This window comes from Cylindrospermopsis curvispora GIHE-G1 (assembly GCF_014489415.1).
Taxonomy (GTDB): Bacteria; Cyanobacteriota; Cyanobacteriia; order Cyanobacteriales; family Nostocaceae; genus Raphidiopsis; species Raphidiopsis curvispora_A.
The window spans coordinates 3,194,557-3,210,133 of record NZ_CP060822.1; the positions used below are offsets into that span (position 1 = coordinate 3,194,557).

A 15,577-nucleotide genomic window follows, 5' to 3' on the forward strand; every position below is an offset into this window, starting at 1 on the left:
TTGTGATTTCGTGTCTCCCATAACTCCCGCACCCCATCTCAGAATTGCTCGCGGACTAGACCTTTTTAATGGGTAAACTGTTTAAATATTCTTCTGGTTTTTCTGGGTCAAACTTCACCCCATCAAAAAATGTTTCCACCCCTCGCGATGAACTAGTAGGAATTTCCGCTGCAGAGACTCCCAAAGCTATGGCCGCTTTTTTCCACAAATCTTCTCGATTTACCTGATCAACAATGGTTTTAACATCCGTATCCTTGGGTATGTAACCCCAACGAATATCCTCGGTCAAAAACCAAATATCATGGCTTTTATAGGGGTAGGAAGCATTGTCAGCCCAGAATTTCATTCGATAGGCAAAATTTTCCACTTTCCGACTATCCCCATAGTCAATGTTTCCTTTGGAGCGTTCTAAAATGTCACTAACTGCAACATTAAAGTATTTCCTATCAGCACATATTTCGCACATTTCCGCTTTATTTTCATCTTTTTCACACCATTGTTGTGCTTCCAAAATGGCCATTAATAGTGCTTGTGCTGCATTGGGATTTTGATCAACCCAATCTTTCCTCATGGTGAAGGCTTTTTCTGGATGATCCTTCCACAATTCTCCGGTTACTAAAGCTGAGTAACCCAATTTTTGACTAACCAATTGGGCATTCCACGGTTCACCCACACAAAAAGCATCCACTGTACCTACTTTCATATTGGCCACCATTTGTGGTGGTGGAACTGGTTCTAATATGACATCTTGGTCAGGATTAATCCCACCAGCAGCTAACCAATATCGGGTCCATAAATCATGGTTACCTCCGGGAAAGGTAATGGCAAGTTTGATGGGTTTTTGTGCAGATTTTGCTTGATATGCTGTTTCTTTAAGAGCTTTACTATCCAACCCAAGTTTTATGGCTTTGAATTTTTCAGCTACAGAAACGGCCTGACCATTAGTATTTAGTCTTGCCAGCACGTACATGGGTACTTTGTCATTAAGAGTCATTAAATATGGCATGGGACTGAGAATATGGGCACCATCAATACCACCACCTGATGAACCAATTTTTAGATTGTCACGAGTCACTGGCCAAGACTTTTGTTTGCTAACCTCTACTTCAGTCATGCCATGTTTGGCAAAAAGTCCCTTCTCTTTGGCAATAATAAGAGGAGCTGAATCTGTTAGAGCGATAAATCCCAATTTAGCTTTAGTAGTCTCTAGTTTAGAAGAGTTGGAGTTTGTTGTTGTTGATCTGGAGTTATCAGATGAACAACCATGTGCTACAATCGCTGTCGCTGCTGTTACACTAGATGTGATCAGAAATTTTCTGCGGGAAATATTGCTCATTTTAATTCTCTCTAATTCTTTGCTATTTGTGACTGTGGTCTGATTTGATCTGCTGTTTGTTCGCGCACTTTTGCCCCAAACTGTTTTAGCAGGATATCTTTCAATATCGGTTGCAGGTCTTCACAAGCAACACTTTTCTGAATACAGGTTCCTAACCTAGCATCTTTGCCAACTTTTCCACCCATATAAATGTCAACGCCTTCCAACGTTTGCCCATTTTTTCGCACTTTGGTTCCCATTAGTCCAATATCCGCCACTTGAGGTTGTCCGCAGGAGTTTGGACACCCTGTCCAGTGAATACGTACGGGCTTTGATAGGATTAATTCCTGTTCTAACGCCTCAGTCATGGCTATAGCCCGTTTCTTAGTTTCTATGAGGGCAAAATTGCAAAACTGGGCCCCAGTGCAGGACACAACTGATCGCATTAATAAACCAGGACTGACACTGAATTTTTTCAATATTGGTTCGGTCAGAAGTGTGTTTAATGCAGAATCGTGAATATTGGGAATGATGGCATTCTGCTCAACCGTAAACCTTATTTCTCCGCTACCATAAACTTCTGCTAGTCTGGCCAGTTCAAACATATCATCCGCAGTTAGTCTCCCCACGGGAATGTTTAATCCCACATAATTTAACCCCGGTTGTTTTTGGGGGTAAACGCCAATGTGATCTCGTTTTTCCCAATCTATTTCATCTTTGGGCGCTGCGGTTTGCAAGCTTTTTCCCCATTGTTTTTCCACTTCATCCCGGAATTTTTCTAACCCCCATTCATCAATTAACCACATTAATCTAGCTTTTTGCCGGTTTAAACGTAAACCATGGTCTCGAAATATCTCTACTATGGCTTTAGATAGACTAACTACTTCTTCTGGTTTTACCCAAACATTTAAGGGAATAGCAGCTTCACACCGTTTACCTGAGAAAAATCCACCAACTAAAACGTTAAAACCAAATCCTTCTTTAAATGCTGGTACAAATGCCAAATCGTTAATTTCTGCATGAATGGAATTATCTTTTCCTCCAGTAACCGCAATATTAAACTTACGAGGAAGATTGGTAAACTCTGGATTACCTTCCCCCCTATTAGTTAGCAGATCCTGTATTTGCTGCACCAATTCTCTGGTGTCATACAACTCGTTGGCATCTAAACCCGCCAGGGGATCACCCGTAATATTACGTACATTATCCATACCAGACTGAATACTGGTCAACCCGACTTTGTGAAATTTGTTAAAGATATTCGGAATATCTGAAAAATCTATGCCACGAAGTTGTATATTTTGTCTAGTAGTGATGTCCGCGCTGCCTTCCTTATCGTAACGCTGTATCACTTCCGCTAAAACACACATTTGAGTGCTAGTTAGAATACCATTAGGTATCCGCATTCGCATCATAAACTTACCGGGGGTCACTGGACGAAAAAACACACCCAACCATTTTAGGCGGTGGTTGAGGTCATTTTCTTCCATGGATTCCCAACCTTTACGAGCAAATTCGCTGATTTCTTGTTTGACTAGTAATCCGTCCTTTTCAGCTTTTAATTTCTCGAACTTATTGAGCTTTTCGCTACCTGTTTCTGTCATAGGTTTTTAGTGAACAGGATGTGGTTGATTATGGATCCGTGTTCTTAAATCGTGCCAACCACCCACCGAAAAACAACTGATCGTAGTTCTCTGGTAGGGGTTGTAACAATTTCGATATTGATAACCTAGGGCAAATTTCGGGAAGGATTCGTATACTCAGTTACGGAATTCTCAGAAATTATCGGCTGTTGTGCAGATTTTGCATTTATTATTGTCATTTTTTACATAGGAAATGATTTATGAAAAGACGTGAGTTTTTCCAGTGGGTGGGTTTAAGTTTATTAGCTAGTTCTTTACCTGTAGCATTTGCCGCTTTGACATCAGAGGATGATACATTGGCATCACCAACGCCAAACAAAGCGGCTAAAGACTGGCAGAAAATCGGAAGTGTTGCCCAATTGGATAAAAATGGGCAACTACTGGTAGAGAATTCCCCTATAGGGGCGGTTTTGGTGGTGGGAACATCTAAAAAACCAAAGAACTTAATAGCAGTTAGACCTAACTGTACTCATCAAGGTTGTACCGTGGAATGGAAAAGTAATCAATTCGCTTGTCCTTGTCATGGAGCAAGATTTAGTGCTAATGGTAAGGTAAAGAACGGTCCAGCTGAAAAACCTTTGAGAACCTATTTGGCTAAAATCGAAGCTGGTTCTGTTTTTGTTAAACCGGTCTGAAACCCACATTCCGCACTAATCCTCTCTTGCATAGGTGGTAATTCAATTACATTACCACCAACATAACCGTTTAATTATCAAAAAGAGTTGCAAAAAGTACCATCTTGCCGTTGTACTAAGCGGTCCCATCCATGGATTAGCAAGTCCTAATTAAATCCTCCATTAAATCTTCTACTCCTGCAACTGGTAATATCCTAATATTCAATTCCTTAGACACCTGTGCTACCGTCATATCATCTAAAAATACTAATTCACCATGTTTGAGCATGATGCTAGGTAATAATAAACTGTCACCTAAATCCTTCCCTTTCAGGTGGTAGAGTAAATCATGTCCAGTTAATAACCCGGTAACGGTGATATTTTGTCCCCAATAGTCACTATATAGTGCAACCATATTTACCCTTAAACCTTCAACCCTATTTAACCTATCAACCAGGGGTGTAAATGCTTTCTCTACTGCATTTCCCACTACCCAAGTTAATGTTTTCTCAGGATAAATTTTTGCCGGTAGTAATTTATTCGCTACTTGATTAAATTCCTTCATAAATAATCTTATGGAACCTACTCCGTTATCTATTTGCGGATATTCTTCATACTCCTCCTGTGCTGGTAGTTCCTCACCACCAATTAAAAACCATTCATCCGCTAACCAGACTACTCGAGAATCATATTTTTGCTTAAATTCTTGACCAAGCATTTCTACCTGACCTATTACTTCCCTGGCTTTTTCTCTGGTTACGGGAATTAACTCATCTTGTGGGGGACGAAATCTGGTTAAACCCACAGGAACTACTGCTACTGATGCTACTGTGGGTACTTCCCCCATATAAAAGGATGCTAAATCTCTTAGTGTTCTTTCCAGGTGCGGACCATCATTAATCCCAGGACAAACTACTACTTGAGCATGAATTTGTAAGCGTCTTGCTTGAAACCATTTAATTTGCTCTAAAATCTCTCCAGCTCGACTATTTTTTAACAGTCTAATTCTTATTTCTGGTTCTGTTGCATGAACTGAAACATATAAGGGTGATAGTCTCATTTGTTCAATTCTTTGCCATTCTCTTGCAGGTAAATTGGTCAGGGTTAAATAGGAACCATACAAGAAACTTAAACGATAATCATCATCTTTTAAATATAAGCTGGAGCGTTTACCAGGTGGTTGCTGGTCAATAAAACAAAAGGGACAGCGATTATTACATTGAATTAAGTTATCAAATAAGGCTGTGGCAAATTCTATTCCTAGGTCTTGGTCGTAGTCTTTCTCAATTTCAACTTGATGAATTTTACCATGTTTATCTAATACTTCTATTTCCAAAATTTCATCTGCACACAAAAACTGATAATCTATTAAATCTCGAGGTTTGATTCCGTTAATGCTCACAATGGCATCACCTGCTTCAAATCCAACCTCAGCAGCAATGGATTCGGTTATAACACTGGTAATTTTTGCCGGTTTAATCTCAGACATGATAATTTTTAACAGCTTTATTTTAGACTAGTATCAATTTTTGTCACCCCTGCCAACCATTAGCAAGTGCCAATAAAATCGCTCCACCAAAAGCTAGTCTATACCAAACAAAGATAAAAGTGTCTTTAGTTTGTAAATAACGAATTAAAAATGCAATTGACAGGTATGAAAAAATAAAGGTCGAGATAATTCCTATAACCAATAACAAAACTATATTCTCTGGTAATTGCCCCTCTTGAAACAAATGAAATATTTTTAAGCTCTTGTATAGGGTGGCTATGGTCAAGGTGGGAAAACCTAATAAAAATGAAAATTTTGCTGCTGTGTCCCTTTCTAGTCCTAAAAACAAGGCTGTGGTCAATGTGGAACCAGAACGGGAAACCCCAGGAATTAAGGCCAGGGATTGTCCTATCCCTACTAAAATACCATCTCGAATTTGCAAGTGATCAAATCCCCGCTTGCGATCGCCAATTTTTTCAGCCAATCCCAATAAAATGGCCATGACCACTGACATTGTACCAATAATTAGGGCGCTTTCGGGCAAAATGTCCTTTAACAAAAAACCAAGAACTAGTGCTGGTATGGTGCCCACAGCAATACCTATTACAATTTTCCACTCTTCCCTTTGCCAATCTTTATCCTTAAATCCTTCCACTGCTCCTTGAATAATACTAGCAATCAATGACCGAAAATACAATAAGATTGCTACCACACTGCCAAATTGAATCGCATCAACAAAGTCTTTAGCCCCTAACTCTTTCCAACCAAATACTTTAGTAAAAATTAATAAGTGAGCTGTACTACTAATCGGTAAAAATTCGGTAATGCCCTGAACTATACCCAGAATAAATGCTTGTAACCACTCTAGATTAGCTTGATTGCTGTTGTCTGCCACACCAAAGATTGGTAATAATAGTAACTCGTTAGCTGTTCCTAAGATTGTGATCATGAATTAGACCCCTAAAAATATAGCTTTAAATGTAGCTACAAAACGCCTTGACGGACTACAGGTGTTTGCCTGATACGATGACATATCCTAGCAAGTTATTCTCAAATTGTCCAACCTAACAGTTCATTTTTTGCCCCTTGTGCTTTACAATCAAAATACCCCTGGGGGGGATTTTACAGTGTGATACTGTAGAAAGGTAAAGTTTAGTAACAAATATTAAAAACTTTGATTAATAAAACACTCTCATCCTACAAAACTGTGAACTCCTCTATTAAAAATGATTTACATACCTCTGAGAGCAAGGCCATAAGTATAGATGAGTTCCATTCTCCTCTCTTCCTATTACCCGCCTTACCGAAAGCGATCGCCACTAGTCAAAGTTGGTTAATATTTGGAGCTGCGGTGTTTTTAGTATCCGTACCTGTATTTATAGAAGCGCCCCTAGTGCGATCTTTACCGACTATAAGTCTAGCCATTACTGGATTGTGGGTGTGGTTAAGTTTACAATTAATGTCCAATGAAAAAACTTATATTTGGGGTGATTTACTTTTAGGATTTAGTCTTACCTGGTTAACAGGGGCAATTTACTGGGGTTGGTTACGGTGGGAACCACTGTGGCACTTACCCATAGAATCCATATGTTTACCCATGGCACTTTGGTGTTTACACAGAAACTGGGGTAAGATTGGTAACTGGTTTTATCTTGGCTCTCTATTTGGTACAGTCCTAACGGATGTATATTATTACCTAGTAGACCTAATGCCCTATTGGCGGCAAATTATGCGAACTGATGTCCTGGGAGCATCACAAATATTTAAAAACGCCTTATTACAAGTACAAACTCCCTGGGGAGAAGCCTGGGCCATAGTTTTAGTTTTATCACTATTAGTTGCTGGTTTACTACCATTAAAAAATAAACAAAAGCATTGGTATGCATTTAGTGGAGCAGTTTTAAGTACAATCCTAGTAGACAGCCTATTTCTAGTAGCTGCGATTCTGGCTAAAAATTCTTAACCATGGGAGAGCAGCTAAGTCATAGAGTGTCAATCAGAAGTTGTATAGTAGTTTTTGACTCCTACAAACATTCCCTCAGTGGAATGAGAGCGGACTACCCGTGGTTAAAAGAGTTGATTTTTGTTTGATGGAAAGAGGAAAAAAATTGTGAAAGGATTAGTGCGTTTATTAACAGTTTTTAGTTTGTTACTCGGATGCTGGGGATGGTTAGGAACAACCCAAACAGCTCAAGCTTGGGATTTTAGCCATGTTAACCTACCCCAAACGCCAATTTTGGCAATTGCTCGCCAAAATAAAGCTGATCAGAAACTAGCAACGGATTTTGGCAAAAAAATAGACTTGAATAATACCAACATTGCTCGATTCCAGGGGATCAGAGGGTTTTATCCGGTTCTGGCTAAAAAAATCATTGCTAATGCTCCCTATGCTAAAGTAGAAGACGTGTTGGAAATTGAGGGTTTGAGCAATCGCCAGAAAAAACTGCTACAAAATAATTTAAGTCAATTTACCGTAACAACATACGATGCTGAATTCAATGAAGGCGATGATCGTATTAACAACGGTATTTACAGATAAGACAAATACCTAATGGGTGAGGAGGGGTGAAAAATTTTCTCCCCCTAATCTCCCATTTTCTGATTCCTTGTTTATACCCATATACCTTAACCTTGACTGAAATAGATATTAATCAGACATTTGATGTACTAGTAGTAGGTGCTGGTGCGGCTGGACTATACACAGCTTTATGTTTACCTGCATCCTTACGAATTGGCTTAATTACTAAAGAAAATCTTACCCTATCTGCTAGTGATTGGGCCCAGGGTGGTATTGCTGCTGCCATATCCCCAGAGGATTCACCAAAACTCCATATTGAGGACACCTTAAAAGCTGGTGCAGGTTTATGTGATATTAAATCAGTAGAATTCTTAGCTCATAAAGCTCCCGATTGCATTCAGGCATTAGTAAACTTGGGTGTGGCCTTTGATCGTCATGGTACAACCCTAGCCTTAACCTTAGAAGCTGCTCATTCCCGTCATCGAGTGCTCCACGCAGCAGATACTACAGGTAGGGAAGTAACCACCACCCTAGCAAATCAAGTATTATGTCGTCCTAATATTCAAGTGATTCAACAGGCTTTAGCCCTTTCTATTTGGTTAGATGGAAAAACTGGACACTGTCAGGGAATTAGTCTGTTTTATGAAGGAGAAGTAACTTGGCTAAGAGCAGGTGCAGTGGTTTTAGCCACAGGTGGCGGAGGTCAAGTATTTGCTCAAACTACTAATCCAGCAGTCAGTACAGGTGATGGGGTGGCCATAGCTTGGCGCTCGGGTGCGGTTATTCGCGATCCAGAATTTGTGCAATTTCATCCTACTGCTTTAATAAAACCAGGAAGGTTTTTAATTAGTGAAGCTGTACGAGGGGAGGGAGCCCACTTAATTGATGATCAGGGGCGACGTTTTGCATTTGATTATCATCCCGCAGGTGAACTAGCACCTAGAGATGTGGTCAGCAGAGCTATATTTAGTCATCTACAACATACCACAAATGATCTAACCACCGCCCATGTTTGGTTAGATATGCGTCCCATAGATCCGGATAAAATTCGCCAAAGGTTTCCTAATATTATTAAAGTTTGCCAATACTGGTCCATAGATGTATTTAGTCAACCTATTCCCGTATCCCCCGCAGCCCATTATTGGATGGGTGGTATTCTCACGAACTTAGAAAATAGCACTTCCATTCCCGGTTTATATGCTGTGGGAGAAACTGCTAGTACTGGTGTTCATGGTGCCAATCGTCTGGCCAGTAATTCCCTATTAGAATGTATAGTGTTTGGGGCTCAGATGGCTAATTGCCAATTGCCCACCCCTTCCACACCATCCCACTCACACCCCAGTTTCTGGGAATGTAATTTATCCACCTGGGAAAGCCAACAATCACTATTAGAAGGTATGAGAGAAAATTTGCCCCGACTGGTTTGGCAAAGTGCGGGTATTTGTCGAGAACAAGTAAGTCTAGACCAGGCGATCGCCCAGGTTGTATTTTGGCAAGGGGAATTTGCCAGTTTACCTTTGAGTCAGTTTTTAAAAACCTTACCTGGTGGAACACCAGCTAAATTTAATTATTCCGATATCAATCTGTTATTACGTCTATGGGCAGAAACCCAAAATTTATTAGATGTAGCTTATTTAATTCTTAAAAGTGCTGCTTTTAGGAAAGAAAGTCGAGGTGGACATTATCGTTCAGATTATCCGGAAGTGGCTAATGAATGGCAAGTGCACACAATGATCCAACATAATCATTGGTGGAAATCTGAGGGAATTTAGGACGAAAAACTATCGGTTACCATCCAAACTAAAATTCCTAGTATGGAATCAATGGGAGGGAGTGGGTAGTCAGTTAAATCAATAGTCACTGTAGTTTGTGTGAGTTGTAAAAACCGCCAGACAGTACCATTGGTAACAACACCATAGATGGTAGGAATGGGTTGATTATTAATTTCATTAAATTTTTGAGCGCCAATCATTTCCGCCATGCACTGTCCAATTCCTGGGTTCAAGTCTGCTTTTTTTGCTTCTACAATTATTACCGCTGGGGCTTCAATTTCTAACTGTTCCGGTGAACGACTCAGGAGAAAATCGCAAACCCCAGTTAATCCTAAACCATTGTCTACATTAAAGTCCACTCCAGAAAACAAACTTACTTTCCCCTTTAAAATTTTACGCACTTCCACCAGAACCGGACTAATGATTAGCTCAGATCTGGCTTTTTCACTCCCCATTGCTATTGCTAAAGGCAAAGTTTCTTGTAAAAAGGATGTGAGTGTACTACTAGCAGTAATTGGTTGGATTTGTGGGAGAAATTTTTGGTCTTCAACTGTATTGATTCCAAAAGTTTGCTTGACTTTTTTCAGGGTGAAATCACTGTATGACATAGAACAATTTACCACCTCTATAATCTGCTTCCCCAGCTCCCTACACCATTAACGAAAGTATTTGAAATTTTGTGGACCTGTATAACCGCTAAGTCTAGCTAAATCACTTAAATTCTGCACTCCACTATAGATTTTACCGTTAATTATCCAAGAGGGAAAGCCCTGAATCTTTGCTGCTCGACAGAGTTCTGGTTTCCCTTTAGGACTGTCTGCAGCACATTCCACTGTGACATTATTATCATTGATGATTTCATAGGCCTCTTTACCAAACAGTAGCTTCTGTTCATGACAATGGGGACACCAATAGGCAACGTACTCTTTAGCACCAATTTTTACTAAGTGCTGGGCTAGGGCAATTTCTGATTCTCCAGATTTGGTGGTTATTTTCCAACCAAAATTAGGATTGGGTTCTTCCTTGGGTGAAAAATTAATACGTTGTTCACTGGAAGCAATAGTATCAATATTCTCATTTTTGCTAGTGTCAATCCCTGAGTAAATACCCAAAGTGCCAATCAGTGTCACCACCACCACTATCAAACCAATAAACAGAACTTGACCAATATCCTCCCATTCTCTTCCTAAAACAGTCAAGGTCAGCATACTCAAAGCAAAAACTGCTGAGGCAATACAGTACCAACATACAGCCTGTAGTTTAAATGCTAAAACATACATTAAATAGCCACTGAACACAGTCATGGCGATCGCCCCGATCCACAGTAGCCACCAACTTAAATTCTCTAGTTGTCGTGTACTTTTGTTTTGACTACTTTTCTTGCTGTCATTATCTTTTGAAATTAGTACAATAGGAACTACAGCTAGTAAAAGCATAGACGTATATGCCAATAAACCAAACAAAGCCAAAGGTTGATTAAACACAGTTCCCCAGGGACTAGAGAGAACATCCACACAACCTTTGACCTGCTCCCCAGCTGTACATATAGGCGCACTACCTGTTAGTTTTTCGTAAGTAAGATAACCAGTGTTCAGCATACCAAGAGCAGCGATCGCCCCGATGAGGGGACGGGACCACTGATGAATCCAGGGAGTAGAACGACGACGAATCATAATTGTTTATCAGTTTAGTTATTAGCAGTATATTGAACAATTAAATTTTTGTGGTGATGCTTCTATGAGCAGCTTCTACAAATTGACTCACACGGGTAGGATCAATGGGTTGAGAGATTTGACCATGACGTTTGAGAGAGCTGGAAACAATGACTCCATCCACTACTGGCATAAGAGTACCAATATTTTCCCAATTGGCACCGCTACCGATAAATACTGGAGTAGTAGCAGCAACCCTGCTAGCCAATTTTAAATCCTCCAAGCTGGGAGGACTACCAGTTTCCAAACCCGATAAAATCACCCCATCAGCCAAACCCCGTTCTATGGTGTCTTTAATAGCCACACTCAGATGAGGATGACTTAGGGGACGAGCATGTTTAACTAATACATCAGCCAGAATTTTCACATCGGAACCTAATTCTCGACGATAACGGAGTAACTGGTGTGCCCTTCCTTCTATTAATCCTTGATCCGTATCCATAACACCGGTCAAAACATTAACACGAATAAATTCAGCCTTTACACAACTGGCTATCGCCATAGCACTTTCCGCATCGTTTCTTAAAACATTTAAACCCAGAGGCAAAGTGACCAGATTTTGAATTCTCTGCACTGCTAGGGTCATAGCACTAACCACAGCAGGATCAACGTGATTTTTAGTAAAGGGGGCGTCGAAAAAATTTTCTACAATTAAAGCATCCACACCACCACTGGCCAGGGCGGTAGCTTCCTGTTCAGCGCGGTCAATTACTGCTTTCAGACTACCTCCCCAACGGGCTGATGTGGGTAAAGGTAACAAATGAACCACACCAATAATGGGTTTACGAGTTTTGAATAGTTTATATAAGTTCACGTTTTTAATTTGACTAGAGCATTCTTCAATCCAGGGATGGGGAAGTTTAGGGGGAGTCACCCTTCCTGTACGTTCTCCACCAGATTTAACCGGTCATTGTCTTGATGTGTTTTGGCGTATTATTCAGAAATTAAAAAATCTCCTCATGCTCAAGATGTAAATTGCTGTTAAACCTTTCATAAGATATGTTAAGATAAAACTTGGCTATAAGAGGAGCTTGCCACTCAAAAAATGCAAGACAAATGTCCTGATTTTTCAGTACATGACTGTATGTAATATACAGCACAATGCTAGGAACCAGGTCGTGGAACTGCTTGATGGGTTTAGTCGCCTTGGCGATTTCCCGGAGGGTAGCAACTTCTCAAAAACAGCCCTTGGGGCGGCTTCCCGATGGGTAAATTAACAACGCGCACGCTAAGGTTTTGTAAAATACCATTAAGCGAATCGTTAAAAAATATGAAGAGTGTCCTAACTACCCAAAGACACCAGAATTTACCCGAGGAAACAAAATAACAAAAACATCATAACATAACCTCAATCATCAAGTATGAATGGGGTTAGACCGTGACGAGCATGAACTAGAGATCTAGAGATAGATATAAAAGAGAGTGTTCAATGCGGATTTAAGGTGCAAGGAAGGTGTCCATGAACTTGTGTTAACGAAAAAAGTGAAGATATATTCAAGATATGGGTGATAAGCCAACAATTGCCATTTCACACCTAGGCTGCGAGAAAAACCGAATAGACACAGAACACATACTAGGACTGCTGGTAGAAGCGGGATATAGTGTGGATACGAACGAGGATCTAGCAGACTATGTGATAGTAAATACCTGTAGTTTCATTCAAGCTGCCAGGGAAGAATCAGTGAGAACCCTAGTGGAGTTAGCGGAGGCCAACAAAAAGGTAGTAATTGCTGGTTGTATGGCCCAGCACTTTCAAGAACAACTATTAGAGGAGTTACCAGAAGCGGTAGCGGTAGTAGGGACTGGGGACTACCACAAGATAGTGAATGTGCTTGAGCGGGTAGAGAAGGGAGAGCGAGTCAAACAAATTAGTGTTGACCCCACATATATAGCGGACGAAAATACGCCCCGCTATAGAACGACCACAGAGGGAGTAGCTTATCTTAGAGTTGCTGAAGGCTGTGATTATGGTTGTGCGTTTTGTATTATTCCCCATTTAAGAGGTAATCAGCGATCGCGTACTATTGAATCAATAGTAGGGGAAGCCAAGCAACTAGGAGCGCAGGGAGTCAAGGAGCTAATTTTGATTTCCCAGATTACGACCAACTACGGGTTAGACATTTATGGTCAACCTAAATTGGCCGAGTTAATTCGGGCCTTGGGGGAAGTAGATATTCCCTGGGTAAGAATGCACTACGCCTATCCCACAGGAATAACACCGGATGTGATTAAGGCAATTCAAGAAACGACGAATTTCCTTCCCTACTTAGATTTACCCTTACAACATTCCCATCCTGAAATACTGCGTGCCATGAATCGTCCTTGGCAAGGTAGAGTCAATGATGGAATTATTGAGCGGATAAAAACCGCGCTACCAGAAGCAGTGTTGAGGACAACATTTATAGTTGGGTTTCCTGGGGAGACACAAGAGCATTTTGATCATTTGTTGGAGTTTACCGAGCGACATCAATTTGATCATTTGGGAGTTTTCACATTTTCACCGGAAGAGGGTACTCCAGCGTATAACCTACCAAATCAATTACCACAGGAATTGATGGTAGAAAGACGGAATCAACTTATGGAAATGCAACAGCCCATTTCCCTGCACAAAAATTGCCAGCAGGTAGGAAAAATAGTTGATGTCCTAATTGAACAAGAAAATCCCCAAACGGGGGATTTAATAGGACGTTCCGACAGATTTGCCCCGGAAGTAGATGGTCAAGTGTATGTTCAGGGGAAAGCCAGCTTAGGAACAATAGTGCCTGTGAAAATCACCACTGCGGATGCTTATGATCTATACGGTGAAGTGGTCATGGCATAGGAACGGAGTGCAAATACAAATACAGATCTAAATAGAGATCCACAACTCAGAATAAAATTTAGGAGAATTAATGAGTAGTATTACCTTTCAAGAACTAGGCATTTCCCCAGAACGTGCGACCCACTTAGAAAACATGGGGTTTACCACACCGACCAACATCCAGACCCAAGCTATTCCCCAATTATTAGCGGGAAGGGACGTGGTGGGTCAATCTCAGACTGGTACAGGTAAAACAGCGGCTTTTTCCCTGCCTATATTAGAGAGACTAGATCCTAACAAGAGAGCAGTACAGGCTTTAGTGTTAACTCCCACTCGTGAATTAGCAATGCAAGTTCATGATGCCATTTCCCAGTTTATGGGTGATAGTGAGCTGCGAGTATTAGCCATTTATGGTGGTCAATCCATTGACCGACAAATGATCCAATTAAAACGGGGCGTACATGTAGTAGTGGGAACCCCAGGAAGGGTAATTGACCTTTTGGAACGAGGTAGTTTAAAACTTGACCAAGTAAAATGGTTTGTTTTAGACGAAGCGGACGAAATGTTAAGCATGGGATTTATTGATGATGTGATCAAAATTCTCTCCCAAGCACCCCAGGATCGTCAAACTGCGCTTTTTTCAGCCACCATGCCACCCTCTATTCGCCAATTGGTGAATAAGTTTCTCAATTCTCCCGTCACAGTGACCGTGGAGCAACCCAAAGCTACACCTACTAAAATTAATCAAGTAGCCTATTTAATACCCAGACACTGGACTAAGGCTAAAGCCCTACAACCAATTCTGGAGATGGAAGATCCGGAAACAGCCTTGATTTTCGTGCGTACTCGTCGTACTGCTGCGGAGCTGACAAATCAATTGCAGTCCGCTGGTCACAGTGTAGATGAATACCACGGAGATTTATCTCAACAAGCTAGGGAAAGATTATTAACCCGGTTCCGCAATCGTCAAGTAAGATGGGTAGTAGCAACAGATATTGCTGCGCGGGGGTTAGATGTTGACCTACTTTCCCACGTGATTAACTTTGACCTACCAGATAGCGTAGAAACCTACGTGCACCGGATTGGGAGAACGGGACGTGCTGGTAAAGAAGGAACAGCAATATCACTGGTGCAACCCTTTGAAAGAAGAAAGCAACAGGCTTTTGAACGTCACAATCGCCAAAACTGGCAAGTATTGTCAATTCCTACCAGAGCCCAAATCGAAGCTAAACACATTCAGAAGTTGAAAGAGCAGGTTTCCGAAGCTCTAGCTGGGGAAAGATTAGCTTCCTTCCTTCCCATCATTAGTGAATTGACGGAAAAATATGATGCCCAGGCTATTGCAGCAGCAGCTTTGCAATTGGCCTATGACCAGACCCGTCCTGCTTGGTTACAAAATGGAGTAGATATTCCTGTGGAAGAGCCCACACCCAAGCCAAAAATCAACAAACGACGTGATAGCAGTGATGGTACGGGACCAGGTCGTGGTCGTTCTTGGTCTAAATCTGATTATGGTGATGAAGGTAAACCCACACCCAAACCTAAACTGAGACGTCGGGAACCATCGGTTAGTCCCAGCAATTAGGGCCACAATGTAGGTTATAGATTGAGCCAGAACACCTGGCTCAAGCTGCGACCCAATTTGGTAGTTTGCATTTTGGTATAATAAGTTCTGTTTACCTTTGTAAGTCTATTTTAACAGTAGTCCTAATCT

Annotated in this window: 13 protein-coding genes; 6 read left to right on the forward strand and 7 right to left on the reverse strand. The window is 41.0% G+C overall.

The window, feature by feature from the left end; translation table 11 throughout:
- Positions 1-55: 55 nt before the first annotated feature.
- The gene (locus IAR63_RS14235; RefSeq protein ID WP_187705717.1) at positions 56-1,336 is read right to left on the reverse strand and encodes a CmpA/NrtA family ABC transporter substrate-binding protein; all 1,281 of its coding nucleotides are present in this window, start codon (positions 1,334-1,336) and stop codon (positions 56-58) included.
- Positions 1,337-1,347: 11 nt separating this feature from the next.
- Positions 1,348-2,919 carry a ferredoxin--nitrite reductase gene (locus IAR63_RS14240; RefSeq protein WP_187705718.1) on the reverse strand — a complete coding sequence of 524 codons (1,572 nt, stop codon included), beginning with the start codon at positions 2,917-2,919 and terminating at the stop codon, positions 1,348-1,350.
- Between the two features lie 239 nt (positions 2,920-3,158).
- Here IAR63_RS14240 and IAR63_RS14245 point away from each other — a divergent pair, with 239 nt between their 5' ends.
- Entirely contained in the window at positions 3,159-3,593 is a 435-nt protein-coding gene (locus tag IAR63_RS14245; protein WP_187705719.1) for a QcrA and Rieske domain-containing protein, read from the forward strand.
- 136 nt (positions 3,594-3,729) lie between these two features.
- Here IAR63_RS14245 and IAR63_RS14250 read toward each other — a convergent pair whose 3' ends face one another.
- Both IAR63_RS14250 and IAR63_RS14255 read right to left on the reverse strand, forming a co-directional pair.
- Positions 3,730-5,061 (reverse strand): TIGR03279 family radical SAM protein, encoded by a 1,332-nt coding sequence (locus IAR63_RS14250; protein WP_187705720.1) that lies wholly within the window; start codon positions 5,059-5,061, stop codon positions 3,730-3,732.
- A 43-nt stretch (positions 5,062-5,104) separates the two neighbouring features.
- Positions 5,105-6,010, reverse strand: a complete 906-nt coding sequence (locus IAR63_RS14255; protein ID WP_187705721.1) for an undecaprenyl-diphosphate phosphatase — start codon at positions 6,008-6,010, stop codon at positions 5,105-5,107.
- Between the two features lie 225 nt (positions 6,011-6,235).
- On the opposite strand from IAR63_RS14255, the gene IAR63_RS14260 reads away from it, so the two are divergent.
- From IAR63_RS14260 to nadB, 3 genes are all read left to right on the forward strand, one after another.
- Positions 6,236-7,024: a DUF3120 domain-containing protein gene (locus IAR63_RS14260; RefSeq protein ID WP_187705722.1), complete on the forward strand. Its 789-nt coding sequence runs from the start codon at positions 6,236-6,238 to the stop codon at positions 7,022-7,024.
- Positions 7,025-7,171: 147 nt separating this feature from the next.
- A complete protein-coding gene (gene psbU / locus IAR63_RS14265; RefSeq protein WP_187705723.1) occupies positions 7,172-7,600 on the forward strand; it encodes a photosystem II complex extrinsic protein PsbU in 429 nt (142 codons plus the stop codon).
- A 92-nt stretch (positions 7,601-7,692) separates the two neighbouring features.
- Entirely contained in the window at positions 7,693-9,351 is a 1,659-nt protein-coding gene (gene nadB / locus IAR63_RS14270) for an L-aspartate oxidase (protein ID WP_187705724.1), read from the forward strand.
- Here the strand turns inward: nadB and IAR63_RS14275 are convergent.
- The 3 genes from IAR63_RS14275 to btpA are packed head-to-tail and all read right to left on the reverse strand — an operon-like array spanning position 9,348 to position 11,877.
- Complete coding sequence (locus IAR63_RS14275; RefSeq protein WP_057176889.1) at positions 9,348-9,959, reverse strand: hypothetical protein; 612 nt, start codon at positions 9,957-9,959, stop codon at positions 9,348-9,350. The genes nadB and IAR63_RS14275 overlap by 4 nt on opposite strands.
- Positions 9,960-10,007: 48 nt before the next feature.
- Complete coding sequence (locus IAR63_RS14280) at positions 10,008-11,024, reverse strand: vitamin K epoxide reductase family protein (RefSeq protein WP_187705725.1); 1,017 nt, start codon at positions 11,022-11,024, stop codon at positions 10,008-10,010.
- 40 nt (positions 11,025-11,064) lie between these two features.
- Complete coding sequence (btpA, locus tag IAR63_RS14285; protein ID WP_187705726.1) at positions 11,065-11,877, reverse strand: photosystem I biogenesis protein BtpA; 813 nt, start codon at positions 11,875-11,877, stop codon at positions 11,065-11,067.
- A gap of 687 nt (positions 11,878-12,564) precedes the next feature.
- Between btpA and rimO the strand changes: the two genes are divergently transcribed.
- A complete protein-coding gene (rimO, locus tag IAR63_RS14290; RefSeq protein ID WP_187705727.1) occupies positions 12,565-13,884 on the forward strand; it encodes a 30S ribosomal protein S12 methylthiotransferase RimO in 1,320 nt (439 codons plus the stop codon).
- A gap of 70 nt (positions 13,885-13,954) precedes the next feature.
- Positions 13,955-15,448 carry a DEAD/DEAH box helicase gene (locus IAR63_RS14295; RefSeq protein WP_187705728.1) on the forward strand — a complete coding sequence of 498 codons (1,494 nt, stop codon included), beginning with the start codon at positions 13,955-13,957 and terminating at the stop codon, positions 15,446-15,448.
- The last annotated feature ends 129 nt before the right edge of the window (positions 15,449-15,577 follow it).

Coding starts and splice junctions, on each gene's coding strand:
- rimO (WP_187705727.1), top strand. CDS start 12,565: ATGGGTGATAAGCCAACAATTGCCATTTCACACCTAGGCTGCGAGAAA.
- IAR63_RS14255 (WP_187705721.1), bottom strand. CDS start 6,010: ATGATCACAATCTTAGGAACAGCTAACGAGTTACTATTATTACCAATC.
- IAR63_RS14240 (WP_187705718.1), bottom strand. CDS start 2,919: ATGACAGAAACAGGTAGCGAAAAGCTCAATAAGTTCGAGAAATTAAAA.
- IAR63_RS14280 (WP_187705725.1), bottom strand. CDS start 11,024: ATGATTCGTCGTCGTTCTACTCCCTGGATTCATCAGTGGTCCCGTCCC.
- IAR63_RS14245 (WP_187705719.1), top strand. CDS start 3,159: ATGAAAAGACGTGAGTTTTTCCAGTGGGTGGGTTTAAGTTTATTAGCT.
- IAR63_RS14235 (WP_187705717.1), bottom strand. CDS start 1,336: ATGAGCAATATTTCCCGCAGAAAATTTCTGATCACATCTAGTGTAACA.
- IAR63_RS14275 (WP_057176889.1), bottom strand. CDS start 9,959: ATGTCATACAGTGATTTCACCCTGAAAAAAGTCAAGCAAACTTTTGGA.
- IAR63_RS14250 (WP_187705720.1), bottom strand. CDS start 5,061: ATGTCTGAGATTAAACCGGCAAAAATTACCAGTGTTATAACCGAATCC.
- IAR63_RS14295 (WP_187705728.1), top strand. CDS start 13,955: ATGAGTAGTATTACCTTTCAAGAACTAGGCATTTCCCCAGAACGTGCG.